The 23,622-nt window shown below is 65.1% G+C and carries 22 protein-coding genes and 2 pseudogenes; 6 read left to right on the forward strand and 18 right to left on the reverse strand.

All coding sequences use genetic code 11. The features are described from left to right. Nucleotides 1–604 precede the first annotated feature (604 nt). The 3 genes and pseudogenes from BUE42_RS17450 to BUE42_RS17460 all read right to left on the reverse strand — a co-directional run. Nucleotides 605–901: pseudogene (locus tag BUE42_RS17450) on the reverse strand (integrase core domain-containing protein); the annotation flags it as partial. Between the two features lie 62 nt (nucleotides 902–963). After that, a complete protein-coding gene (locus BUE42_RS17455; protein ID WP_200798980.1) occupies nucleotides 964–1,200 on the reverse strand; it encodes a WecB/TagA/CpsF family glycosyltransferase in 237 nt (78 codons plus the stop codon). Nucleotides 1,201–1,347: 147 nt separating this feature from the next. Beyond that, nucleotides 1,348–1,803 carry an MFS transporter gene (locus BUE42_RS17460; RefSeq protein ID WP_235002414.1) on the reverse strand — a complete coding sequence of 152 codons (456 nt, stop codon included), beginning with the start codon at nucleotides 1,801–1,803 and terminating at the stop codon, nucleotides 1,348–1,350. A gap of 213 nt (nucleotides 1,804–2,016) precedes the next feature. On the opposite strand from BUE42_RS17460, the gene BUE42_RS17465 reads away from it, so the two are divergent. Genes BUE42_RS17465 through BUE42_RS17475 form a run of 3 tightly spaced genes read left to right on the forward strand, consistent with a single transcriptional unit; the run spans nucleotide 2,017 to nucleotide 3,602 of the window. Continuing rightward, on the forward strand, nucleotides 2,017–2,451 hold the full coding sequence (locus BUE42_RS17465) for a hypothetical protein (protein ID WP_200798982.1): 435 nt from the start codon (nucleotides 2,017–2,019) through the stop codon (nucleotides 2,449–2,451). A 1-nt stretch (nucleotide 2,452) separates the two neighbouring features. After that, the gene (locus BUE42_RS17470) at nucleotides 2,453–2,908 is read left to right on the forward strand and encodes a nuclear transport factor 2 family protein (RefSeq protein WP_143171563.1); all 456 of its coding nucleotides are present in this window, start codon (nucleotides 2,453–2,455) and stop codon (nucleotides 2,906–2,908) included. Then, nucleotides 2,892–3,602 (forward strand): CPBP family intramembrane glutamic endopeptidase, encoded by a 711-nt coding sequence (locus BUE42_RS17475; protein ID WP_235002415.1) that lies wholly within the window; start codon nucleotides 2,892–2,894, stop codon nucleotides 3,600–3,602. The genes BUE42_RS17470 and BUE42_RS17475 overlap by 17 nt, the downstream gene beginning before the upstream one ends. 251 nt (nucleotides 3,603–3,853) lie before the next feature. Here BUE42_RS17475 and BUE42_RS17480 read toward each other — a convergent pair whose 3' ends face one another. The 3 genes from BUE42_RS17480 to BUE42_RS17490 form a co-directional block, all read right to left on the reverse strand. Then, entirely contained in the window at nucleotides 3,854–4,159 is a 306-nt protein-coding gene (locus BUE42_RS17480) for a hypothetical protein (RefSeq protein WP_143171564.1), read from the reverse strand. Continuing rightward, nucleotides 4,156–4,926: a hypothetical protein gene (locus BUE42_RS17485; RefSeq protein WP_073466512.1), complete on the reverse strand. Its 771-nt coding sequence runs from the start codon at nucleotides 4,924–4,926 to the stop codon at nucleotides 4,156–4,158. Before BUE42_RS17485 ends, BUE42_RS17480 begins: the two co-directional genes overlap by 4 nt. A 152-nt stretch (nucleotides 4,927–5,078) precedes the next feature. Continuing rightward, the gene (locus BUE42_RS17490) at nucleotides 5,079–5,777 is read right to left on the reverse strand and encodes a GntR family transcriptional regulator (protein ID WP_143171565.1); all 699 of its coding nucleotides are present in this window, start codon (nucleotides 5,775–5,777) and stop codon (nucleotides 5,079–5,081) included. Nucleotides 5,778–5,946: 169 nt separating this feature from the next. On the opposite strand from BUE42_RS17490, the gene BUE42_RS17495 reads away from it, so the two are divergent. Further along, a complete protein-coding gene (locus BUE42_RS17495) occupies nucleotides 5,947–6,906 on the forward strand; it encodes a Bug family tripartite tricarboxylate transporter substrate binding protein (protein ID WP_369822977.1) in 960 nt (319 codons plus the stop codon). A 20-nt stretch (nucleotides 6,907–6,926) separates the two neighbouring features. Then, nucleotides 6,927–8,201, forward strand: coding sequence for a glucarate dehydratase family protein (locus BUE42_RS17500; protein ID WP_073466516.1), 1,275 nt, complete (start codon nucleotides 6,927–6,929; stop codon nucleotides 8,199–8,201). Nucleotides 8,202–8,226: 25 nt separating this feature from the next. Here the strand turns inward: BUE42_RS17500 and BUE42_RS17505 are convergent, their stop codons facing one another. The 8 genes from BUE42_RS17505 to BUE42_RS17540 all read right to left on the reverse strand — a co-directional run bounded on the left by BUE42_RS17505 (nucleotide 8,227) and on the right by BUE42_RS17540 (nucleotide 15,897). Further along, nucleotides 8,227–9,057 (reverse strand): DUF3014 domain-containing protein, encoded by an 831-nt coding sequence (locus BUE42_RS17505; protein ID WP_073466517.1) that lies wholly within the window; start codon nucleotides 9,055–9,057, stop codon nucleotides 8,227–8,229. A gap of 67 nt (nucleotides 9,058–9,124) precedes the next feature. Further along, the gene (locus BUE42_RS17510; RefSeq protein WP_073466519.1) at nucleotides 9,125–11,314 is read right to left on the reverse strand and encodes an OsmC domain/YcaO domain-containing protein; all 2,190 of its coding nucleotides are present in this window, start codon (nucleotides 11,312–11,314) and stop codon (nucleotides 9,125–9,127) included. Nucleotides 11,315–11,474: 160 nt separating this feature from the next. Beyond that, nucleotides 11,475–12,377: a type VI immunity family protein gene (locus BUE42_RS17515; RefSeq protein WP_073466520.1), complete on the reverse strand. Its 903-nt coding sequence runs from the start codon at nucleotides 12,375–12,377 to the stop codon at nucleotides 11,475–11,477. Between the two features lie 5 nt (nucleotides 12,378–12,382). Beyond that, complete coding sequence (locus BUE42_RS17520) at nucleotides 12,383–12,910, reverse strand: SMI1/KNR4 family protein (RefSeq protein ID WP_143171566.1); 528 nt, start codon at nucleotides 12,908–12,910, stop codon at nucleotides 12,383–12,385. A gap of 44 nt (nucleotides 12,911–12,954) precedes the next feature. Continuing rightward, nucleotides 12,955–13,560, reverse strand: a complete 606-nt coding sequence (locus BUE42_RS17525; RefSeq protein WP_143171567.1) for a hypothetical protein — start codon at nucleotides 13,558–13,560, stop codon at nucleotides 12,955–12,957. Further along, entirely contained in the window at nucleotides 13,506–13,895 is a 390-nt protein-coding gene (locus BUE42_RS17530) for a DUF4150 domain-containing protein (protein WP_073466525.1), read from the reverse strand. The genes BUE42_RS17525 and BUE42_RS17530 overlap by 55 nt, the downstream gene beginning before the upstream one ends. Continuing rightward, nucleotides 13,892–14,947: a hypothetical protein gene (locus BUE42_RS17535; protein WP_143171568.1), complete on the reverse strand. Its 1,056-nt coding sequence runs from the start codon at nucleotides 14,945–14,947 to the stop codon at nucleotides 13,892–13,894. The genes BUE42_RS17530 and BUE42_RS17535 overlap by 4 nt, the downstream gene beginning before the upstream one ends. After that, a complete protein-coding gene (locus BUE42_RS17540; protein ID WP_073466529.1) occupies nucleotides 14,899–15,897 on the reverse strand; it encodes a DUF2169 family type VI secretion system accessory protein in 999 nt (332 codons plus the stop codon). Before BUE42_RS17540 ends, BUE42_RS17535 begins: the two co-directional genes overlap by 49 nt. 446 nt (nucleotides 15,898–16,343) lie before the next feature. Between BUE42_RS17540 and BUE42_RS33795 the strand changes: the two are divergent. After that, nucleotides 16,344–16,427, forward strand: a pseudogene (locus tag BUE42_RS33795) (transposase domain-containing protein); the annotation flags it as partial. On the opposite strand, the gene BUE42_RS17545 reads toward BUE42_RS33795, so the two are convergent. From BUE42_RS17545 to BUE42_RS17560, 4 genes are all read right to left on the reverse strand, one after another. Then, complete coding sequence (locus BUE42_RS17545; protein ID WP_083614234.1) at nucleotides 16,417–18,408, reverse strand: LamG-like jellyroll fold domain-containing protein; 1,992 nt, start codon at nucleotides 18,406–18,408, stop codon at nucleotides 16,417–16,419. The pseudogene BUE42_RS33795 and the gene BUE42_RS17545 overlap by 11 nt on opposite strands. Nucleotides 18,409–18,859: 451 nt before the next feature. Further along, nucleotides 18,860–21,652 (reverse strand): endo-1,4-beta-xylanase, encoded by a 2,793-nt coding sequence (locus BUE42_RS17550; protein ID WP_073466532.1) that lies wholly within the window; start codon nucleotides 21,650–21,652, stop codon nucleotides 18,860–18,862. A gap of 67 nt (nucleotides 21,653–21,719) precedes the next feature. After that, a complete protein-coding gene (locus BUE42_RS17555; protein ID WP_073466534.1) occupies nucleotides 21,720–22,997 on the reverse strand; it encodes a TRAP transporter large permease subunit in 1,278 nt (425 codons plus the stop codon). Beyond that, entirely contained in the window at nucleotides 22,994–23,599 is a 606-nt protein-coding gene (locus BUE42_RS17560; protein WP_073466535.1) for a TRAP transporter small permease, read from the reverse strand. Before BUE42_RS17560 ends, BUE42_RS17555 begins: the two co-directional genes overlap by 4 nt. Nucleotides 23,600–23,622: the final 23 nt, after the last annotated feature.

Below are 23,622 nucleotides of genomic sequence, written 5' to 3' on the forward strand. Positions count from 1 at the left end.
CGACAACAGCCTGGCCTGGGTGCAACGCTTCAATCACCGCTGAGCCCGCAGGTCAACGCGCCGCGTTGACCTGCCGGAGCGCATTCGGGTAGCGGCAAAACAATGCCCGCGACTTGAGCTTGCGCGATCTCGATGCGAATCGGGCGAAAAACCGACGCGGCCCATGCTGGCAGTGCGAGGTCATTTGCGATATCCAATGGCATCGTCTCCTGGCACGATCCGCATCTCAAACAAGAAGCGACAGGGAGAGCCAGATGATTTCGATCGACGACATCCGCGACCAGGACATCCGCTTCTCGTGCGGATCGGGGGCGTCACGTCATCCCACCGTCGAAGGCGAGCGACAGCAACCCGTCTGATTCAGACCTGCGCTTCGCAGCGACAACGGACTCTCATCCTCTCCGAGCACGGAGAGAACGTCGTAAAGAGACCGGCACGTCGGGTTGTCTCCCTTTATGAGACCGAGATCCATGACGCATTGCGACACAGCAATATCACCGGCTCATGTGGATCAATTGCTGAGCCAAGGCTATCCGCTTGCCGCATTCCACCGCATCAAGTCCCCCGCCGTCGTTTCACCGACTGGCCCCAACAGGTATTAGTCTCAGTGGGTCAGTTCGGCTTGACGCTCATGCTCGACAGGCGAGCGATAGCCGAGAGTGGAATGGAGCCTGACGGGGTTGTAGAAGCAGGCGATGTAGTCGGCGACATCGATCATCGCTTCGGCGTGATTGGCGTAATCGCGCTGCCAGACGCGTTCCATCTTCAGGTTCAGGAAGAAGCGTTCCATCACGGCGTTGTCCCAGCAGTTGCCCTTGCGGCTCATGCTGGCAACCAGGTTGTTGCTCGCGATCAAGGCGGCATGCTCGCTGCCGGCGTAGTGGCTGCCGCGATCGGAATGCCTGGCCACGGCCTGGGGCCAGCTGACCTGAGCCGCCAGGCCGGATCCCGCCGCAGCGCCTCTCAGGCCTCGCGCCGTGCGCGCTTCGGCCCGACCAGCCGCTGCAGCATCGCGATCGCGAGCAGCCCGAAGAAGCCCATGTCCTCGATGAAGTAGCGCCTGAACATGCGGCGCGGCTCCTGCAGGAAGCGGTAGAACCACTCGAGGCCGCTGCGCTGCATCCAGCGCGGCGCACGCCGCGTCAGGCCGGCCATCACGTCGAAGGTGCCGCCGACGCCCATCGCAAAAGGCACGCGCATCTCGCGCTGCCAGCGCGCGAGGAATTCCTCTTGCGCGGCGAGTTGATCGCGACGAACAGGATGTCCGGCCGCGCCTGCGCGATCGCCTCGACCACGGCCGGCTACCGGCGAGTTCATCGGGTTCGGGGATGACCAATCAACTCATGGTCACGCGAGTGCCGGGCGCTGCTCGCCCGTCAAGGGCGAAACCGTGAGGCTGCACTGGCCGGGGAGTGCGATCAGGATGGCATCGCCGCCGGCCACGATCGACACCCAGAATCCCTGGCCTGGTCCGAAGGCGTCGATGACCCAGCCGGAGGCGAACGAGCCGATGTCCATGCCGATGCCGGTCATCACCCAGGTGATGCCTTCGGTGAGCTTGGCGGCAGGGACCAGGCGTTCGACCAATCCGAAAGCCGTGATGAAGGTGGGCGAGATTGCCGCGCCGCTGACGAACAGCGCGAATGCCAGCATCGGAATGTTGCCCACGAACAGCAGCGGCACTGTCGTTGCCGCCGCGATGGCGATTGCCGTTGCGAATTGGCGCGAGAGCTGCGTGCTGAGCTTCAAGGCGCCGAACAACAACCCGACGAAGAGAGAGCCGACGGCATATCCGCCCAGCACCAGGCTGGCGGCGGCTGCAATATTCGCCGTGGGTGCGGGACAGCATGGCGACGATGCCGATCGTCGCCATGGCAATCGGCAGGCGAGCAAAGAAGCCGGCCGCAGCAAAACCCTTGGCTCCGGGCGGTCTGAATATCTCACCGTAGGGGTTGGACATCGGAGACTCATTGCTTTCGAGACGATGGCGACGTATATACGTGGCGCGACGCCGAAATGTCGCACCGTCTGCACGCCATCTCTTCGAAGGCGAAGGATCCCTGGCGCGGCTTCGTCGATGAGAACATCGCCTATATCGAGATGGCCCTGGAGCCGGAGATCCAGCGCATCTTCTTGCGCGACGGCCCTGCGGTGCTGGGCGACCCCTCGTCCTGGCCTTCGCAGAGCGAGTGCAACCGCTCGATGACTGAAAACCTCGGAAGGCTGAAGAAGGACGGCGTCATCATCGATGTCGATCCGGAAGGTGCCGCCCGCCTGCTCAGCGGAGCCGCGCTGCACGCGGCGCAGTGGATCGCCCATGCGGACAATCCGGCCGCGACGTCGAAGCACGCGGTGAAGGCGTTCAAGGCCTTGCTGGACGGGCTTCTGACGCGCGCGAAACAAGGCCCGGCTCGCGTTTCACGCGCCGGTCGACTGGAAAGAGGAGATTGACTTGACACGCACCGCAGGAGAGACCGTTCGTGAGCTGGTTGACCGCGTGACCATGTTGAGGAACGGGGACCACAGTCAGATCGAACCATTGGCAGGCCTGTACGCCCTGGATGCCTACGTCACCCATCCTCTTCACCCGGAACATGCCAATTCGGCAACCGCAGGTCGAGAGGCCCTGAGAGCCCACTTTTCACGGCTGCCGCAAGCGGACGTGTCGGTTGCATCAAGCGTTGAAGACTTTCGATTGCACACGACCGCCGATCCGGAGGTCGTCATTGTCGAGTTTCGCTACGCAGGTCGTGTTGGCCAGCGGGCCTTGAATACCCGATGCATCTTTGTCGTGCGCGTGGTCGCCGGCCTCATTGTCGAATCCCGAGACTACATCGACCATTTGGCGTCTGCCCGGGCCTATGGAGTGCTGCCAGAGGTACTTGCTCGGCTTGGCGCTGGGCTTTGAGGCCTTGGCTGCGGCAATGCACCGGTACCTCGCAGGGCTGGTACTCGTACCCCTTGCGGCCTTCTACGTTCCGTTCGTCTCGCCGTACTGGACTGTTCCTGTTGGCGCGGTATTGGCGATCGTGATGGTTCGGCTCAAACCAGGGTCGCCCATCGCCGAGTTGGGACTGGGGCCACCTCGCAGATGGGGGCATGCCGTCGTACTCGGTGCTGCCGCGGGAATCGGGCTGGTATTGTTGAGTCGTCTTCTGCTGAGCCCCGTCATCGAGCACCTCACCGCGACTCCTCGCGACCTGAGCGGGTTTGACCACTTGCGTGGCAACTGGCGCTCGCTGCTGCCGCTTTTGCCGACGGTCTGGATATCCGCCGGAGTTGCCGAGGAAATCGTCTACCGCGGCTATCTCATTTCTCAAGCTGCAGAGCTGTTGGGAAACTCGGTGCCGGCGCGATTCGCTGCCGTCTTGCTGGCCGCGATCCTCTTTTCTCTGGCGCACGGACATCAGGGTCCGAGCGGCATGCTGCTTGCCGGCACCTTGGGTCTGCTGTTTGGCTTGCTCTTTCTCCAGCAACGCGGGAACCTCTGGGCCAACATGGTGGCTCACATCGTGGGCGATACGGCGAGCCTGGTGGCAATCACCCTGAACTGGGACCTGTGGCTCGATCATCTCGGACGCCATCTGTTTTTCGCGCGATGAACGTCGGTCAGCACGGTTTTCGCGGGCAAATTCAGCGTCTGGCACTGCGTCGATCATCTGCAGGCCCCGCCTCCATGAGCTGGACGGACTACTGACGTCCCCGCCGACACATCGCGGCCCAAGACTGCGCCGCTGCTCCCGGTGTGTCTCCGGGCTTGTCTACGCCGCGCCTCCTGCTGTCGGTCAAGCCGACGGCCGGGCAGGGCGGGCAGCTGTTCTCGTGGGACGGGTTGCCGGCACCGCCCGCTGCATCAGCAAGCGAATACGAACGCCCCGAAAAAGATGCCGATTCCACCGACCCAAACGGCCAGCATGCCGGCTCCTCCCAACAGCAGTGCGGGGAGTCGGTGCCAAAGTTTCCAGCGGCGCGTGCGCTTGACGACAAGGTACATCAGCGCAATGCCAGCCACCAGCGCCAGAAGCAGCAAGCCCCAGCCGACCATCATGAACCCGTCCGACTTCTTCCCGAATTCCGGTGGGCACTGCCTGGTGGCAAACGCCGGCGCCATGACGCTCATCGCGAGAATGCCGATCGACATATTCGAGGTGACAGTCATCGATTTCTTTTCGGTGTGAGCAGCATCACCAGCAGAGGCAGCAGCGCCAAGGTGAACAGGGTGCACAAACAGGCGACCCAAAGCGGATGGTCGTCCGGGTTGCCCAAGGCGAAGTATTTGAGCGCCGCGTAGCCCAGGGCCAGCACCATCAGCAACGTGATGCCCGGCAAAAGAAAGCGGAACAGGAACGCCATGCCGAAGGCCGCTACGCCTTTCATCGGATGGCCCAGTGCGTACCAGACCGTGGCCCACAAACAATAGCCGAGGATGAACAGCATGACGCTCGCCCCGAGCCACAGGCCCACGCTGCGGGCGCTGAGCTCTGCGGCCACCCGGTCCCCCGGGGCGTACACCACCGTCACCGATGCCCCTTCGAGGGGAACCTCGGTCGATGCCACCGAGCTGGGCAACTCCAGCGGTTCACCATCGGGACCCACGAACCGCACCTGGGCGGTGTGCATCAAGCGCTGGCGGGTGACGGTGCGATCTCTGGCGTCTTTTTCCTGATAGTCGCGGTACTCGGAGGTGTACCCCACCACGGTCGCGCTGTACCTGGGTTTGGTGGCAAGGGCGTGAAGCGCCTGGCCGGTCCAATAGCTGAAGGGCACGAACAAGGAAATCAACGCAAAGATGATGACCACCACCAGCGCGTTGGTCCCCGTCCCGGGTCGCAGGCGCTGCGAGACGCGCCGCCCCACCCAGACCGAGGCACCAAGGAACACCGCGCTGCTGGCAAGCAGGGTCTGGCCCGCAGTTGTCAGCCCCATGGGCCGGGCTCCGAATGCGATGCATGGAAAGCAGGAGAGAAATGGGCGTCGGTCATGGTCGGGGCAGTCTAAGGTCTTGGTGCCGCGAGCAGGCTGCTCAAGGCTGAACAGGCGACCCTGCTGGCGGCGGGTCTGTGGCTGACCGCGCTTCCCTACGCCGTGAAGTAGTCCGGATGCGCCAGGCGGATTGCGTCGATCTGCCCCAGCGTGCCGGAGAGGTGATCGCGCAAGCTCGCCTGCGCCGCGGCGGCGTCGCCGCTGGCGATGGCGTCGACGATGCGGCGGTGGTCGCGCACGATCGTGCGCTGCTTGCCGAGGGAGGGCAGGTTCAGCATGCGCAGGCGGTCGACGTGGCCGCTGTGCTTGCGCACCAGGTCAAACAGGTCCGGCACGCCAGCGGCGACATACATCAGCCGGTGGAACGCCCGGTCGGCCGCGATGAAATCGAGGTACGCCGTACTGCCCGTCAACGCCGTCTGCACGTCGATCTGCGCGCGCAACTGGCTGAGCAGCACGGCGTCGGCATGCCCGGTCAGGGTGAGCACCACCTCGGCCTCGATGGAGCGGCGCAGGAACTGCGCCTGCGTGGCGGCCGCCGCATCGATGCGGCTCACGACCGTGGCGTGCTGCGGAAAGATGTCCACCAGGCCCTCTTCGCCGAGCTTGATCAGCGCATCGCGAACCGGCGTCTGGCTGAGGCCGAAGTGCGCCGCCAGGTCGGCACGAGAGAGCACCGTGCCAGGGGCCATCTCCAGCGACAGGATCAGGTCGCGCAGGCGCTCGAAGACCTGCGGAGCCGCATGGCGCGAGCGATCCAGGGCGGCGGAACGGCTGGGGGACGAGGCAGGCATGGAGCGCATTCTAGCGGTGGGGTCGGTGCATTGACACACTAATATATTAGTGCTTCACTTCGGGTCAACGGGCCGAGCCGATGCAGCGCGGCCCACCTTGCCACCACCGGAGACTGCCTTGAATCGTCGAACCCTCGTGTCCTTCCTGTCGTTGCCACTGTCGTTGCCACTGTCGTTGCCACTGTCCCTGGCCCTCGCCGGCACCGCCACGGCCCAGACGCCGGAGTGGCCGCAGGCCAAACCCATCACCTACATCGTTCCCTTCACGGCCGGCGGTTCCACCGACGTGGTCGGGCGTGTCCTCGCAGAGAAGCTGCAGCTCGCGCTGAAGCAGACCGTGGTCGTCGACAACAAGCCCGGGCAGGGCGGTGGCATCGGTGCGAGCTTTGCCGCCAAGGCCGCACCCGACGGGTACACGCTGTTCGGCGGCACCATCAGCACGCACGCGATCAACGCCAGCCTCTACAAGAACCTCGCCTACGACCCGGTGAAGGATTTCGAGCCGGTGGCCCTGGTGGCCACGCTGCCCAACGTGCTGCTGGTCGACCCGGCGCTCGGCGTGAACTCGGTGGCGGAGCTGATCGCCTTGCTCAAGAAGGACGAGAAGCGGCGCACCTTCGCGTCGTCCGGCGCCGGCACCTCCACCCACCTGGCGGGGGAGCTGTTCGCCGACCTGATCGGCGTGCCGCTCACGCACGTGCCGTACAAGGGGACGCCGCCGGCGATGGTCGACGTGTCCGCAGGCCAGGTCACCTTCATGTTCGACCAGATGACGGCTGCGCTGCCGCTGCTGCAGTCCGGCAAGCTGAAGCTGCTGGCGGTGACGACGGGCAAGCGCATCGCGCTGTCGCCGAGCACGCCGACGATGATCGAGTCGGGCGTGCCTGGCTTCGAGATGTCGTCGTGGCAGGCGGTCTACGCCCCCAAGGGCACGCCCAAGGCCGTCGTGCACCGGCTGCATGCCGAGATTGCCAGGGCGCTGAAGATGCCCGACGTGCAGGCCAAGCTGGGCGGGCAACTGGGCATGGAGCTCGTCGGCGGCACGCCCGAGGAGCTGTCGGCGTTGATGGCCCGGGAGATCCCGCGCTGGGGGGCGCTGGTGAAGAAATCCGGTGCCACCGCCAACTGAGTTCCCACCGAGACCCCGCCATGACCCGAGACATCCGCATCACCGACGTCCGCATCACGCCGATCGCCTTCCGCGACGGCCCGCTGCTCAATGCCGCCGGCATCCACGAGCCATGGGCGCTGCGCTCCATCGTCGAACTCGAGACCAGCGACGGCCGCGTCGGCATTTCGGAGACCTATGGCGACGAGCCGATGCTGCGCGTGCTGGCGCAGGCGAAGGCGCTGGTCCTGGGCCTGTCGCCGTTCGACCTCAACCGAATGGAAGAACGCGTGCGCGCCACCATCCGGCCCAGCCCGGGCGCCATCGAGTTCGAGCTGGCGCCCGGTTCGCACACCGCGAAGAACGCCGCCAAGGTGACCAGCACCTTCGAAGTGGCCATGCTCGACCTGCAAGGGCAACTGCTCGGGGCGCCGATCGTCGACCTGCTGGGCGGTGCCGTGCGCGACACCGTGCCCTACAGCGCCTACCTGTTCTTCAAGTACGCCGAACACATCGAGCGGCCCTATGCGGCCGACGCCTGGGGCGAGGGCATCAGCCCGGCGCAGATCGTTGCGCAGGCGCAGCGCATGATCGACGCGTACGGCTTTCAAAGCATCAAGCTGAAGGGGGGCGTGTTCGAGCCCGCACACGAGATCGCCTGCATGCGAGCGCTGCGCGCGGCCTTTCCCGGCCTGCCGCTGCGGCTGGACCCGAACGCCAACTGGTCGCTCGAGACCAGCATCCGGGCCGCGCCCGAGCTCGACGAGCTGCTCGAGTACTACGAAGACCCGACGCCGGGCTTGAAAGGCATGGCCGAGCTCGCCCGGCACACCCGCCTGCCGCTGGCCACCAACATGGTCATCACGACGCTCGACGACTTCCGCAAGGGGGCGGAAACCGGCGCGGTCAGGGTGCTGCTGTCGGACCATCACTACTGGGGTGGGCTGCGCGTGACGCAGACGCTCGCGCGCATGTGCGCGCTGTGGGATCTGGGCATGTCGATGCATTCGAACTCGCACCTGGGCATCAGCCTGATGGCGATGACCCACGTGGCGGCCAGCATCCCGAACCTGACTTATGCCTGCGACACGCACTACCCGTGGCAGGAAGAGGAGGTGATCCGGGGCGGCCGCGTCGCCTTCGAGAACGGCGCGGTGCGCCTGCCCGGCACGCCGGGGCTCGGCGTCGAACTCGACCGCGGCAAGTTGGCCGAACTGCATTCGCAGTACCTGGCCTGCGGCGTGCGCAGCCGCGACGACCTGGCCCAGATGCGCAAGTACGACGCCGGCTTCTCGGGGCGCACGCCGAGGTTCTGAGCGAGGTTGCGAGTCCCGTCCGCGCTCAGCGCGGGCCCGATGCAGCGGCCGGCACCGTGATCAGGCGCCGCAGCTCGCGCAGCTTCGCCTTGATGCGCCGTTCGTTGACCGGCCCGGTGCGCAGCATCAGGCGCTGGCCGGCACTCAGCGCCTGCAGCGCCGGGTCGTTGAACTCGTACAGCACCCACGGCCGCGTCGGCTGCACCGGGCTGTTGACGGTCGGCAGGTGCACGCCGATCGACACGGCGGGGTCGGGCGTGACCAGCAACTGGTCGATCACCGCGACCAACCGGTCGTTGAAGTACACGCCCGGGTAGCCGAGGTCTTCGTAGGCTTGCTGGAACTGCGGGTAGAACGCCGCGTAGAGCGCGACGGCCTGCCGCAGGTCCACCTTCTCCAGCAGCAGCACGTACGGCGTGTAGCGCTGGCCGTTGTCGGCGCTGATGGTGTCGCCGTCGCCATGGCGCTCGACCGTGAAGCGGCCTGCGGCGGGACTGAGCGGCCACAGGCGCGGGGACGCCTGCTCGCGACCCAGGCCATCCACCGTCGCAGCCACGCGATGGGGCAGGTCGTTCATCTGGAACAGCGCCAGCACCGCCTCGCGACCGAACAGCGCCGTCACCGCCGAAGGGAGGTCGGCCGGGGCCGCTGCGGGGTCGGCCTGCAGGTTCTCGATCGGGTGCTGGATGCTCGAGCTGGCCGCCTGCGGGGCGGCAGCCACCTGGGCGGGCGCGGGCTGCGGCGGTGCCGTGGCTGCAGGAATGACAGGGGCGGGGCGCGCCAACCAGAACCAGGCGGCCGCAGCGGCGAGGCCGAGGGCCCCGAGCGTGAGAGCGATCTTCAAACCGAGCTTCATGCCTCAGCTTACCTCTGTCATTCTCGATCAGCCGGAAGAACAGGGTTTGCGCCCATGCAGTACTCGTCTAGATCTGCGCCCGTGCCGTGTGAATCTTGCGATAGCTGTCCATCAGGCGCTGGTGCCTGTCGAGGCCTTCAAGTCGCATGCTCGTCGGCGTGAGCCCGAAGAAACGCACGCTGCCATCGACCGACCCCATCACGGCATCCATGCGCGCGCTGCCGAACATCCGCCGGAAGTTGAACTCGTAATCGTCCAGCTCCAGGTCCTCGTCCAGCATCACTTCCAGGACGGCATCCATCGCTTGGTAGAACAGCCCACGCTCGACGGTGTTGTCGTTGTATTGCAGGAAGGCGCCCACCAGCTCCTGCGCTTCTTCGAACTGCTTCAACGCCAGACGGGTCAGCAGCTTCAGCTCCAGCACGGTGAGCTGGCCCCAGACCGTGTTTTCGTCGAACTCGATTCCGATCAGGGTGGCAATGTCGCCATAGTCATCCAGCTCGTTGTTCTCCAGCCGCTCGAGCAGCAATGCCAGGCTGGCATCGTCCAGCCTGTGCAGATTCAGGACATCGGCGCGGAACAACAGCGCCTTGTTGGTGTTGTCCCACACCAGGTCTTCCACCGGATACACCTCCGAATAACCCGGCACCAGGATTCTGCAGGCGGTCGCGCCCAGTTGGTCGTACACGGCCATGTACGCCTCCTTGCCCATCTCCTCCAGGATGCGAAACAATCCGGCCGCTTCGTCCGCATTGGAATGCTCGCCAGCGCCGGAGAAATCCCATTCGACAAACTCGAAGTCGGACTTGGCGCTGAAGAAGCGCCAAGACACGATGCCGCTGGAATCGATGAAGTGCTCGACAAAGTTGTTGGGTTCGGTCACCGCCTTGCTGTTGAAAGTTGGCCGCGGCAGATCGTTCAGGCCTTCGAAACTGCGGCCCTGCAGCAGCTCGGTCAGGCTGCGCTCCAGAGCGACCTCCAAACGAGGATGGGCGCCGAACGAAGCAAATACACCGCCTGTGCGAGGGTTCATCAAGGTGACGCACATCACGGGATATTGCCCGCCCAATGAGGCGTCCTTCACCAGCACGGGGAAGCCCTGCTCCTCCAGGCCCTTGATGCCGGCAACGATCCCGGGGTATTTCGACAGGACCCGGTCCGGCACATCCGGCAGCGCGATTTCCTCGTTGAGGATCTCCCGCTTGACCGCGCGCTCGAAGATCTCCGACAGGCATTGCACCTGGGCTTCGGCCAGCGTATTGCCCGCGCTCATGCCGTTGCTGACGTAGAGGTTCTCCACCAGGTTGCTGGGGAAATACACCTCCTCGCCGTCCGACTGCCGGATGTACGGCAGCGCGCATATGCCGCGCTGCACATTGCCGGAATTGGTGTCGTGGAGGTGCGAGGCACGCAGCTCGCCTTCGGGATCGTAGATTTCCAGGCAGTGGTCATCCAGGATTCCTGCCGGTAGCGCGTCGTCGGCGCCGGGTTGGAACCAGCGCTCGCCGGGATAATGCACGAATTCCGCGTTGGCGATGTCCTCACCCCAGAACTGGCCGGCGTAGAAGTGGTTACAGCTCAAGCGCTCGATATATTCCCCCAGGGCCGACGCCAAGGCGCTTTCCTTGGTCGACCCCTTGCCATTGGTGAAGCACATGGGCGAATGGGCATCGCGGATATGCAGTGACCACACATTCGGAATGATATTGCGCCAGGATGCAATTTCAATCTTGATGCCCAAGTTCGCCAATACGCCGGACATATTGGCGATGGTCTGTTCCAGGGGCAAATCCTTGCCGAGGATACAGGTGTTCGCGTCAGCGGCCGGATTCACCGTCAGCAGCGACTGGGCATCGGCATCCAGATTCTGCACTTCCTCGATCACGAACTCAGGACCGGCCTGCACGACCTTCTTTACCGTGCATCGCTCGATGGAGCGCAGGATGCCCTGACGGTCTACGGCAGAAATTTCCGCCGGTAGTTCGACCTGGATCTTGAATATCTGCTTGTACCTGTTTTCAGGATCGACAATATTGTTCTGCGACAGGCGAATGTTTTCCGTTGGAATATCTCTGGTGACGCAATACAGCTTCACGAAATAGGCCGCACACAAGGCCGACGAGGCCAGAAAATAATCGAATGGGCCTGGCGCCGAGCCGTCCCCCTTGTAGCGGATGGGTTGGTCTGACACCACCGTGAAATCATCGAACCTGGCTTCGAGACGGAGCTTGTCGAGAAAATTGACCTTGATTTCCATGGAGAACTCCAGAATGACGCTTCAAATGATTTGCTTGTGATTGCCGGTGCGCAGCGAAGCGCATTCAACCATGCCGACACGACTGAAGCGCTGCGCCAGAGTAATCCGACAAGAGTTGGTGACCAGTTTCCGCCCATCCACGCCCGGTAGGCGAGACTGACTACCAGGCCTCGCGGTCCAGGTAGCGTTGCAACCACGCCAACGTGGCGCCGCCGTCCTCGCCGAACCGCCCGGCAAATTCGCCGTGCTGCCGGAGCTTGATCCCGGCGACAGCAGCTTCTACCGCGGCCACCTCGGTTGGCCATGCGTTTCGGTTGCGGTCTCCCAACACCGGATGGTCGCCGGCCCTCACCACCACCCCCTGCGACAGCCGCGCGATGTCGGCATGTCGTCCGACCGCCTGCCATGATTCCGGCGTCACGCGTTCGGCCAGGGCCGAGCCCAGCAATGTCAGCCAGTTCGCACCCTTGATGCCCTCCAACATGTGCGGCAGCGTGACGTTGAGGTCTTCGACCTCGAGGCCAGGGTAGCGTTTGGCCCAGGCGTAGATCTGGTCGAAGGCGGTGGCCTTGAGGTCGGCGTTGAAGACGGCGCCGAAGCCCGCGTGGCCGGAAAGAAACGCCGTGCTGTCGGCCAACTCGCACGCCATGCGAGCCATGACGGTCGGCGCAACGTCGTTCGGCATCACGACACGGCAGAACGACGCGCATTCGGCGCCGTCGCGCAATGGCGCGCCTTGAATGGTCAGCGACCAGCTTTCGCGCAGCTGGCCATCCCACACCATCAGCCCGATATCGCGGCGCCGGTCCATCCGGGCCATCACCCGGGCCGCCAGCGTCTGCCCGAATGCTTCCGTCAGCGGGGTGAAGGCTGGCGCATCACCGCCCGTGACGAACCTCACCCGGTCGGTCGGACAATGCGCACGGTAGACCTCGATGATGCGCCGGGCCACCGCCTGGGTCGGCGCGTCTCGAAGGTAGAGCGTCAACGTCGGCGTCACGTAGCAGAGCCAGTGGCGGTGGTGTGCGACCCGAAGCGCGGAAACATCCTGCATGGCGGCCATCGCGCTCAGCGCTGGTTGGCGCGCTCGTCGGCGATGAACTTGTCGAGTGTCTTCTCGTAGTCCGCCAGGTAGTCGGTGAAGCTCGCATAGCGCTCCAGCACACGCTTGTTCCAGTACACGACCTCCAGACGCCCGGACTGGGCCTGGCCCGCACGATCGAAGTACGAAAAACGCGTCGTGAACGACGCTTCGAAGATCAGGCCCTGGGACAGCGCGTTCTCGCCGCCCGCCTGCATCTCCTCCTGGAAGCCGGTCACATGGTCGTGCAGTTCGCCGTCGCTCATCTCCGCGATCGACAACAACGCGTTCTCGCCGCTGAAGTTGCCCCAGCCGTCGTGAAGGCGAAGGAAGGCCTTGTAGTCGTCGGGAAGCGTGAAGCCGATGCGGCGCTCGAAGTCGGCGATGTCAGCGGGAGATGCCGGCGCTCCGAGCGGGTGGTCCATCTCGAATTCGGTCAACTGGTCGAGCTCGACCAACTTTTCCGAGATGCGCGAGACCAGCGCGGCAATGGTGGCAGTGGGATCAGGGGTCACGGTTGGGTTTCCAGGGTCAAGCGGCCAAGGTCAAGGGGCCAAGATCAGGCGGCAAGAATGTTCTCGGTGTCGTCCTTGCTCGGCGGACAGTGAGTTTCCTCGGCAGGACAGCAGTCGGCCGAGACTCCGCCCGGATGCTGATCCGGGTCGTAGGGCGTCAGCGTCTGGCCGAGGGACTTGTTGACGCTGGATGACAGCCACTTGAAGTTCTTGAAGTCGGTCGCCGCGCCGCCGAATTGGAGGTCGTGGACATGGTCCGGGTTCCAATCCCGGGTGTTCATCTGGAACTCGGTCGCAGCGGCCCGCCTGAACGCGCACGGGTGATAGAACTTGTGCTGGATCGGCTGCCAAGCCAGTGGCGCTTCATTCCAGCGCTGCCGGAACAGTGCTTCGCCGCGCGCCGCATTCCGGTCCTGGATCCTGGCCGGATCGGTGGTGAGCTTGCCCCACCCGCCCAGCTCGTTGATCGAATCGAGCTTGGCACAGAACTGCTTCAGGTCGCAGCAATCCCAATTCCTCTTGGCGCTGGTGTTGACCTTGCACTGGATCTCGCAGACCGCGGGGGCATCGCCGACGACAGCGGACTCGATGTTCATCAGAGACTCACCGTGTTCTCGTTGTTGCTGGTCATCTTGTCCGACAAGCGGCACGCGGCCTGGCCTTCCAGCTTCACGTTCATGGAGTACGAAATCCACTGGGCTGCCTTCATGTTGACGCCCGACTTCACGCCACCGGCCGTGCCCGCCTCGTCGCCGTTGCTGCTGGCGTACTTCGAGCCCTTGTTCGCGCACATGTTGCCGCCGTCGGCCTTCACCGTGGTCGTGCCGTCGGTGAGGCTCGCGGAGCGGGCGATGTTCGGATAAGGGATCGGCACCGGGCCCCCCGGGGAGGGGGTCTTGCAGACATCGGGCACGGTTGCCGCGGCAATGCCGTTGGCGCCCTTGTGCGACAAGGAAAGCGAGTTGACCGAGACAGTGACGCTCATGCACGACTCCTTTGTGGTGTTTCAAGGTCCAGCAGCGCGGCAGTCCGCAGGCCACTCTCGGACCCCGTCCATACCAATACGTGACCGCCGTGGTCCGGGGCGCGCGTGGCGGCCATCGCAGCCAGCCCGACGAAGAGCGTTCCGGAGGCTGCACCGACGTCGCCCCAGCTTTCCGCCGGCGTCAGGAAGGCGCCGGGATCGGACAGCACCCGCGAGAGGCGCACGCGGGTGTAGCCGTACTCGTCGGCACGGTAGGGCTCGCCGTTCAGGTCGCAGACCATGCGATCGACGAGACGGCCTTCGGGCAACCGGCTGAGTGCACCGCGCAACGCGTCGGTCAGGCCCTGGCCCAGGCACACCTGCTCGGTCTTGATGAGGTTGTGCTCGACCGCAGCACCGCAGGACAGCAATCGACCCCAACTGGGCAACTGCAGGTGGGACACAAGCCGCTGCGAGCCCAACAGGACGGCACCAGCAGCCTCACCGGGAATGAAGCCCCATGGATTGCCGTCGTGGTAAAGCTGATGGCCTTGCTCCAGCCACTCCAGCGCATCGGCGGTCAGGTACGAGTCGGCAGCCACCACCAGCACCAGCGCTTGCGGATCGTCGTGCAGCAGGCTCAGGCCACCTGCCAAGGCCCGCAGTGCACCCGCATGACCCTCGGCGACGACGCTGCGCGAGCGGTAGACGACTTGCCCTTGCAGCGCCGCGTCGATGGCCGCCCAGACACGCTGAGCCAACCCGGGTTCCACGCCCGGCCGATCCGGCGGCGGCAGCGCCAGCATCACGTGGACGGGGCACCCGGCCGGCAGCGATTGCGTGGCCTCTTGCGCGGCAGCGCTGCACATCTCGCCCAGGCGGTCAGTCAACGGCATGTCGGCCGGCAGCAGTGCGTCTGCGGCCACGAGCACCGGTGCACCATGCGAATCGACCATGTAGGCGTGATCACCGAATACCGCGATGCCCGCGCGCACCGCGGCGCTCGCCGCCGGAAGCGACAGCCCTACCGGCGTTCGTGCTCCCAGCCCGACGAGGTGTGCCGATTCAGCCATGCGCAACCGCTCGCGAAGGAAGCGATGCGAGCGTGACGCGTGGCTTGCGCAGCACGACGGTGCGCTCCAGCCGATATTTCTTGCCGTGGCAGGGCAAGGCCGAGGCCCAGAGCATCACGAGGCGCGACACGTCGGGCTCCAGCACCACCGCGTACAGCTGGGCAGGCTGGTCGACGAGCGCACCGTCGAGGCGGGAGCGGAAGACCAGGCGGCTGTTGGTCGGCCGGCGCGCTCTGGTGGAACCGCAGATCAAAATCCAGAGGCCTCAGTGGAAAGCGTTCTTGCTCCCATGCCAGGTCGAAGGTGCCCGCATGTCCGGCGCGAGGCTGCCAGTGGCGGGCCACCGGGCCGAAACCCGCCGGTGCCGGGCGATCGTCCCAGCGTGCAAACTCGTGGCCTGCGTATGACACGTTGGCCACCGGCTGCCCATGCATGCCCTCGGCGTGGCGCGCAAACCCCGTGCCGACGGGATTGCGAGGCTCGAATTGTGTCGGCGAGCCTTGTTCGCGGCCGCCGAACGCACGCTCGTAGGTGATCGGCATCGTCACGAACAGCACGGGCGGGCCGGGACGCGGTCCGAGCAGTCCGGATTTCCACACCCGATCCCCGACGACGCGCAACGCCTTGCGCACCGGACCGACCTGCATCGACACCTCGACCTCCGTGCAGGGAACGCCGCCGGGCGCGTGAGCCGAGCCGACGAGCAGCACGTCGGTGGTCCGCTTCGGGAAATCCAGGTCGCTTTCGGACAGCAGCGATGAGACGTGCGGATCGCCGCGAAAACGAGGCTCGAAGAACACAGGCAGTTGCTGCGGATCCACCTCGGTGCGACCGTCAGGCATCAGCTGATAGCTGGCCTTCACGAGCACCAGCATCACATCGGCACCGCGTTCGTCGGTCACGAAGGTGCGTTCGGCCGCGAAGGGCGTTTGGTTGATCAGAGTCCACATCCCCGAGTGCGCAAACGATACTGCGACGGAGTCTAGGTACTCGGGCGGTCCCTCCAAGTGACGTAAGTCAGCGTGGTGGTGTGCAGCGCCCCCGTGCGATGTCCGAATCCCCGTGGAGATCCCGATGGAGACCTTGGCCAATCTCGAGGCCACCGACCACGTCGATCCGGGGACGGGCACAGCAACGTGCTCCGTTCGGGGCGACTGACTAGGGTGGTTGCCGGAAGCAGTGGGAATTTGCGAATGCCTGCTTGTGGCTGGACACCGAATGCTGCCAATTGGCAGGAGTAGCAATCGGTGGACAGGTCTGCGACGCGCAGCGGACTTTCACGTGCGCAGCGTTCTCGGCTAGGGTCAGCCAGTCGCAAGCGCACAGCGAAGTCATGTTGACCCGATCCATGCAACGCAGGAGCCTTGCGCCCGCCGATGAAGCCACTGAACAAGTTGGCCGGTCAGCGGCAGCCCCCATGAGCCTGATTCAGCCGGCCAAGCTGAATGGACACGACCCGTACGCCTTCCTCAGGGCCGTGCGCGAGCCGTCAGCCACTGTGATGGCGGCAATGGCTTGGCCACAATGCGGACCTCGCCCATGCCACCCAGGAATCCGCCCCCGGGGCCATTGCCCTGGTAGTAGCCTGCCCCCACCACCCAAGGCAAACCTTGCGAGGCCAGGCCGACGGTGTCGATGGTGTTACGCAGGACGGGCGCGCCCTCCACATACAGGGTCGTCTCCTTGGCGACCGGGTCGTTGACGACGGCAACATGCAGCCAGCTGTCCAGCAGGATCTCGCCGGACCAGTTGGCACGCGCCGAATCCGGTGCCGGCAGTTGGGGAATGACCTCGAACTGCACCTCCTTCAGGTTGGAGATGGCAAATTGCACGGGCGGCGAGGCATCCCATCCCTGGAATTCCGGGAAATTGCGGTTCCACCCGCCTCGCGTCATGATGTTCATCCAGGCATTGCGGGTGGTCCAGGACTTGTCGAGCTTGATGAATGCCTCGATGGTGTAGCCGGTCGCGTCGAAGGTGGCGCTGTTCAAGGCCGCCGCGGCATCCGTCATGAAGTAGCTCAGGCGCGAACCCTCCGTGTTGCTGAAGTGCACGCTCCCGGTGGCCGACGACAGCCGGTGGTGGTCGTGGCTCCACTGGAGATCCGACAATTGCGCCGCATTGCCGGCAGGCTCGGTCAGCACCGCCCGCGTCAGGTGGGTGGCACGGCCCGAGGCATCGGCGATGACCTGGCGGTCGGCAAGCGCCGTGCCGTCGGTGCCACCGAAGAAGCGCCAGTGAGCAACCGTCTCGGCCACATGCGGATAGTCCTCGACGTTCGCAGGCGCAACGGCCGGCACCTCGACAATGCCCTTGAAGCCATCGAGCATCATCGACGTGGCCACGGTTGCGAGCGATGTGGCGCTTGGCGCGGCGACCTTGAAATCCGGCGCGAAGCCCGCAAAGCGGCGGGCAAAGTCCATCTTGATCACGAACTCGTTGTTGCCGTCGCGCAGCATCACCTGGTCGAAGGCATTCAGGGTGGCGGAGGGCTTGTTCCGGACCCAGGGCGAGAAAGACAGGGCCTTGATCTCGTTGTGGGTCAGGTCGAATTCATAGAAGCGCAACAGCCCATTGCCGCCCTGATAGGCCATCTGATAGTCGACCACCATTTCTTCGACGGCGTTTCCGAAGTCGTTGATCTTGGTCTTGCGGGCCGAGCCGTGAAAGTGGCCGTTGACGGTCATGAAGATCTGGTCGTTGCGCTTGATCAGTTGCTCCCAGAGCATGAGCCCGTAGCCGACCTCGAGCGGGGAAACGCCGTCCGCGTCGATCCGGATCAGTTCGTGGTTGACCAGGATGGCCGGCAAGGTGGGATTCGCCTTCAACACGCCGTTGGCCCACGCGATGCCGTTGTCGGAGGCGCGCCATGACATCGACAACACCAGAAAGCGCTGCCCCTCGGCGGCGAAGACGTGGTACTCGTGGAAACCACTGGGGTCACGTGCGCCGAACGTGCTTTGCTTCTTCGCACGCTCGGTGCCGAACCATTGGAGATACGGCTCATCGGTCAGTACGCGTTGGGCATCGGTGCCTGCGGATTGGTCGCCTTCGTAGCCGATGTCACTCAGCACGTCGTGATTGCCAGCCAGGATCGAATACGGCAGCTTCTTGTCCTCCAGCACCTTCATGGCCCGATCCGCGACCTGCCATTGCTGCGGCTTCTGAACTTGATCGACGACATCGCCCACGTGGATGACGAATGGGATCTTCAGCGCGGCTGCGTTGTCGACGATCCACTGTGTCTGCGCCAGGTAGGGCGTGCTGCCGTAGCGCTTGTCGAACTGGTTGCCGGTCTCCTCGGTTGCATAGCGCGAGTAGAACTGGGTGTCGGGCAGCACGACGAGCCCGAAGCTGGAAACCTGCCGGGACGCAGGCGGCACGGTGTCCGTCGAGTCGGAACCGCCCCCGCATGCGGCAAGGAGCGAACCGGCGCTGAGGGCGGGAAGAGCCAGTCCCATCTTGATCAACTTGCGTCGATCCGGGTCCAGTGGGCGCTGCGCGGTGTGGGGTCGAGTGGAAGAATCTGACAAGCTTTGCTCCGTCGGGAGGGAAAGCCGCAAGCCTATGCGGGCGCCATGTCGCCGCTGTGAACATGCCCCTGAAACGCGGGCACCGCAGCCTCGCGATGACAGATCAGTCCGTGACCCTGCTTCGCGGCCCCGCGTTCAACCGGCCCAGTACGTTCAGGACGTGCTCGACGCTCACTCGCCCGCGTCGCGTGCCCTCCAGCGCCACCAGCACCGCGGACAGGTCGCTTCGCATGAGCGAAACGACACGAACAGTCGGCGGCCGTCACGGGACCTTCTGCCAGCGGGCCGTCCAGAAGCGAAAGCACCCGATGCAGAGTACCGGGTGTCCCCACCGGCTGAACCGGCCACTACTGCCCGCATCTCCACGCGCCAGGACCACTCACCGACAGTGCATGTGCGGCGGAAGCAGCTGCAGAACAGCAAGCACATCGCGCATCTCCACGAACCCATCCTGATCCAGGTCGGCGTTGCGGAGATAGCCATGCTGACCCGCGCGCTTCCAGAGCGAGCTTGCCGCGGCCGATGCATCGGCGCACGTCAACTGGCCGTCACCGTCCACATCGCCCGGAAGGTACGGCTGGATCTCGAAGGCGTACAGCTTGACGCCGCTGCCCTCCTGCGTACTTCCCGCCTGCAGGGCGACGAACCCGCCCACCGAGCCCTGCCGTTGGCTGATGGCGTTGTTCGCGTCGCGGTTCGGCGTGGTGCCGTCAGCCACTTCGTTCAGCACGTAGTGCTGCGGGCTGGCGCTGCTGCCGGCGTACTGGAACATCTTCATCTCACCGGTTCTCGGGTCGACAGGCGTGTTGAACCACACCGCCTGGTCCAACACCCGTTCGGCGATCTGCGAACCCTCCTGGCCGTTCGTCTGTCGAGTGATCAGCGAATACTGGCCCGCCACCACCGTGCCAGTGGCGCCGTTGCCCCTGAATAGGAGGTGCGGGTACACGTTGGAGCCGTGGATGTAGCTTTCCATCGTGTGACCGGTCTCGGCCGCATACGGTCCGGCGGCGGGGCTCTTCGACTCCTCGAAGACGAACTTGTGGTTGTCCTGGGCCAGCGCCGGCTCGCTCGTCGGCGCATTCGAGTTGCGCAACGGAAGCAGCGTGTCGCCACGCAGCACGACGGGCGTGCGGGACAGCGATTCGGGCGAGGTGCTCGTCGCCGGCTTGCTCCTGTTCGTCAGCACGTTCGTCCGGAGTTCTCCGGTGTCATGCGGTGCCGTCGTCGCGGACGCCACCATGTAGGTCCTGCCGGGTTCGAAGCGCTTCACGAGCCGCCAGGCCTTCTCGGTCGACGGGTCCTTGGCCAAGCGAAGTCCCAGGGGCCCGGAGATGGGATCGTGCGGCGACAGGATGAGCGTCTCGCGACCGTGTTTCTGCACCACTATCACGTCGCGCGCACCGGATGCCCGTGCCATGCCGTCGGCTGCGTAATAGGTCTTGTACTGCTTGAACCGGGTGTCGCCATCGCTGAACCGGACTTCGGCATAGGACAAGGGCGACGCCAAGGCGTTCGGCGCGTCCATCCACGAAACGGTCATGTGCCCGAAGGACAGGACGAAGGTGGCGGTGTTCTCCACCCCCACGTTCCGATAGGCAGCGGCTGGCGCCGGGCCCCGCGCGGTCACCGTCACATGGCAAGGCTTGCCGGGCACCACCGCGCAGTCGGGCGGGTTGAAGGTCATGTTCTCGACGGCGTACCCAGGAGGCAGGGAGACATCGCGCGCGCCGAAGGCGACGTGCCGCGTTCCCACCGGCACGTGGATGTCGAGCATCGCGTGCGCGCTCTTGCCGCCCCAGGTCCTGGCCTCGAAGATCTCCCCGCCGTAGCGGAAGGTCGCCTTCACACCGTTCGGCGGCAAGCCTGCATCGATGAGGTACTGCTCCGGGTTCGTGGTGGCCCAGTACGCTTCCTTGGGCTGGCCGACGGCCGACCACGGATAGCCGTTGGTGTGGTACCCCGGGTCCGTCATGCCCCACCAGGTGACCCGGTGCACGCCGCCCTTGTAGTGCGGGTGGCGACCGCCCGGGCCGGCGGCGTACTCCTTGAGCAGGCTGAAGAGCTTCGCGTACTGCACGCCCTGCTCAAGAAACAGCGCGTTCATCTCGGGGCCGTTCTGGATGCGCTGGGCCTTGTCCAGGCCCAGGGTCGGCGCCAGGTCGAGTTCGGTCAGGTCGACGCTCACGCCGAGCTCGAGATAGGTCTTGAGGGTCCTCTCGAAGGCGTCCAGGTTGAGCCTCATGTCCCAGTGGCCCTGGGTCCCGATGACATCGACCAGCGGCCTGGGCTTGCCCCTTTCGTCGTACAGGACCCGGCCCCTGCCGGCAGCCGACTCGGCGGCGTAGCGTTCGTTGAACTCCTTGACCATCGACGCGATCGCGGTGGCCTTCGAGGCCCGCTCGTTGTCGTTGAAGTCGTTGTAGTTCAGCAGCGCCGTCGTGTTCTGGCGGGCGTGGAAGAACGCGTCGTACATGTAGTCCCAGCTCTTGCCGCCCTTGGCGTAGGCCTGGGCCCAGCGGGAAGGCCGCTCTTCCGGGTTGTAGCCGGTGCGCAGCGCGTTGCGCCAGTCCGCCGGGTTCTCGGGGTTGTCCTTGAACGCCTCGTTGACGACGTCCCAGGCGTAGGTCTTTTGGGGTGACCGATCGAAATGGCCGGCCACGATCCGGATGTAGTACTCCAGGCTCGTCCTGGCCATGGCGTAGTCCCACGGTGTCTCCCATCCACCGTTCGGGGTCAGGACGTTGGCGGCGGGCCATTGCGCCGACTGGTTGTGCCACAGGAGCGTATGGCCGGTCACCTTGACGCCGCGCGTGTTGGCGGCACCGATGTCCACATTGATGCCCGAGGTGAAGTTGGTCAGGAAACCCGGGGCGGGGTCGGCGATGCCGCCACTCCAGAACTCAGGCTTCATCGCGTTGCTGGGCGTCACCGCGTTGAAGTGCTTCACGGTCATGGCCGCGACCGAATCCTCGCCCGGCACGACGTTCGCGCCGAAGTTCGCGGCGTTGAGATTCGTGCTGCCGATGAGGAAGTGGTTCTTGTAGACCTCCTTCAGCGCCGGCCAGTCCGCGGGATTCGCGGGTCGGTCAGCCGCCAGGGCGGCGGCCGCCATCGTCAGTGCCGCCGGGAGGGCCGCGAGGCCATTGAAGATCAGGCTGCTGGAGTTCATTCCCATCCTTTCAATGATTCGGTGGAACGGGGAAGCGCTCGTGCGAGCGCAGGGTTGAACCAGGACTTCAATAGAACCAGCGCAGCGGCACGAGCACCGTCTGCGGGAAGAGGACCATGACGAACAGCATCGCGAACTGGGCCACCATGAACGGCAGCACCCCGCGCGTGACCTCGTCCATCTTCATGCGGCCGACACCGGCCACGACGTTAAGGATGGTGCCCACCGGCGGCGTCACCAGGCCGATGGAGTTGTTGATGATGAAAAGCACGCCGAAGTAGACGGGATCGATGCCGGCTGCCTTGATCAGAGGCATCAGCACCGGCGTCAAGATCAGGATGGTGGGCGTCATGTCCATGGCCGTGCCCACCAGCATCACCAGCAGCATGATGGCGATCAAGAGCAGCGTCTGGTTGTCCAGCAGCGGGCGCAGCAGGTCCACCACCTGCGTGGGCAGGTTGGCCACCGTGATCAGCCAGGCCGACACCATCGCCGACGCCACCAGGAACATCACCACCGCCGTGGTGCGGGCCGCCGTGACGAAGATGCGCACCAGCGCCTGCAGCTTCAGCTCGCGGTACACCACCGTGGAGACGAACAGGGCGTAGACGGCCGCGACAACCGCCGCTTCGGTGGGCGTGAACACGCCCATGCGCAGGCCCACCAGGATGAACACGGGCAGCATCAGCGCCCACAAAGACTCGCGTGCCGCCATCAGTATCTCGGCCCGGGTCTTTCGCTGGGGGAGCACCAGCGCCTCCTTGCGGCCCACCCACCACCAAGTCAACGCCAGTGCCAGGCCGATCATGATGCCGGGGACGATCCCGGCGATGAACAGCTTGCTGATCGACACGTTGGCGGCAACGCCGAAGATGACGAAGCCGATGCTCGGCGGAATGATGGGACCGATGACACCCGACGCCGCGATCAGCCCGCCCGAGACCCGCTTGTCGTGCCCCGCCTTGATCATCATGGGCAGCAGCAGCGCCGTCAGCGCGGCTGCGTCGGCCACGGCCGAGCCCGACAAGGCCGACAGCAGGCAGGCCGCGAGGATCACCACGTAGCCCAGCCCGCCCTTGACGTGGCCGACGAGCGCCAGCGCGAAGTTGACGATGCGCTGCGACAGCCCGCCGACGTTCATGATCTCGCCGGCCAGCATGAAGAAGGGCACGGCCAGCAAGGGAAAGCTGTCGGCACCGTTGATCAAGTTCTGCGCCAGGATCTGCGCGTCGAACAGGTCCAGGTGCCACATCAGGGCCACGCCGCTGGCCAGCAAGGCGTAGGCGATGGGAATGCCGAGCGCCATCGCGCCGAGCAGACTGCCGAGGAAGATGAAGACGGTCATGCGCGTGGCCCGTGGGGTACGTCACCAGGACGGGGGTGCGCAGGCTGCGCGTCGTTGCGCACCAGCTCGGCCTGCAGGGTCTCGAGTTCGGCCTGCTCTTCCGACTCCTTGATCCTCACGAGCTCGCCCTCCGAGAGGTGGCCCGTCAGCAGGCGCGCGAGCTGCAACAGCAGCAGGATGCCGGCGCAGACCGAGAAGATCACGCCCGAGGCATAGAAGACCGCCATCGGTGTACCGGTCACGGGCGCTGCCACGTCGAGGTTGATGCGGGCCTGCCGCCAGCTGCCGTCGAGGAACAGCCAGGTCACGTACAGCATGAGCAGGTGGCCCAGCAACAGGCAGGCCTTCTTGCCGGCCACCGGAAGTCGCGACACCAGCATGTCGGTGCCGAGGTGCCCACCTTCCTTGAGCGCCACCACCGCGCCCATGAAGCACAGCCACACGAAGAGCCAGCGCGAGACTTCCTCGCTGACGGCGATGCCCGAGTTGAAGGCGTATCGCAGCACGACGTTGCCGAACACGAGCACGACCATTACTGCGAGTGCCGCTGCGATCAGCAGGTCCAAGGCGCGGCAGAACCGATCGATGGTGCTGTCGATCATGGCGCCGTCCCGAGGTACAGGGC

This window comes from Rhizobacter sp. OV335 (assembly GCF_900142965.1).
GTDB lineage: Bacteria > Pseudomonadota > Gammaproteobacteria > Burkholderiales > Burkholderiaceae_C > Rhizobacter.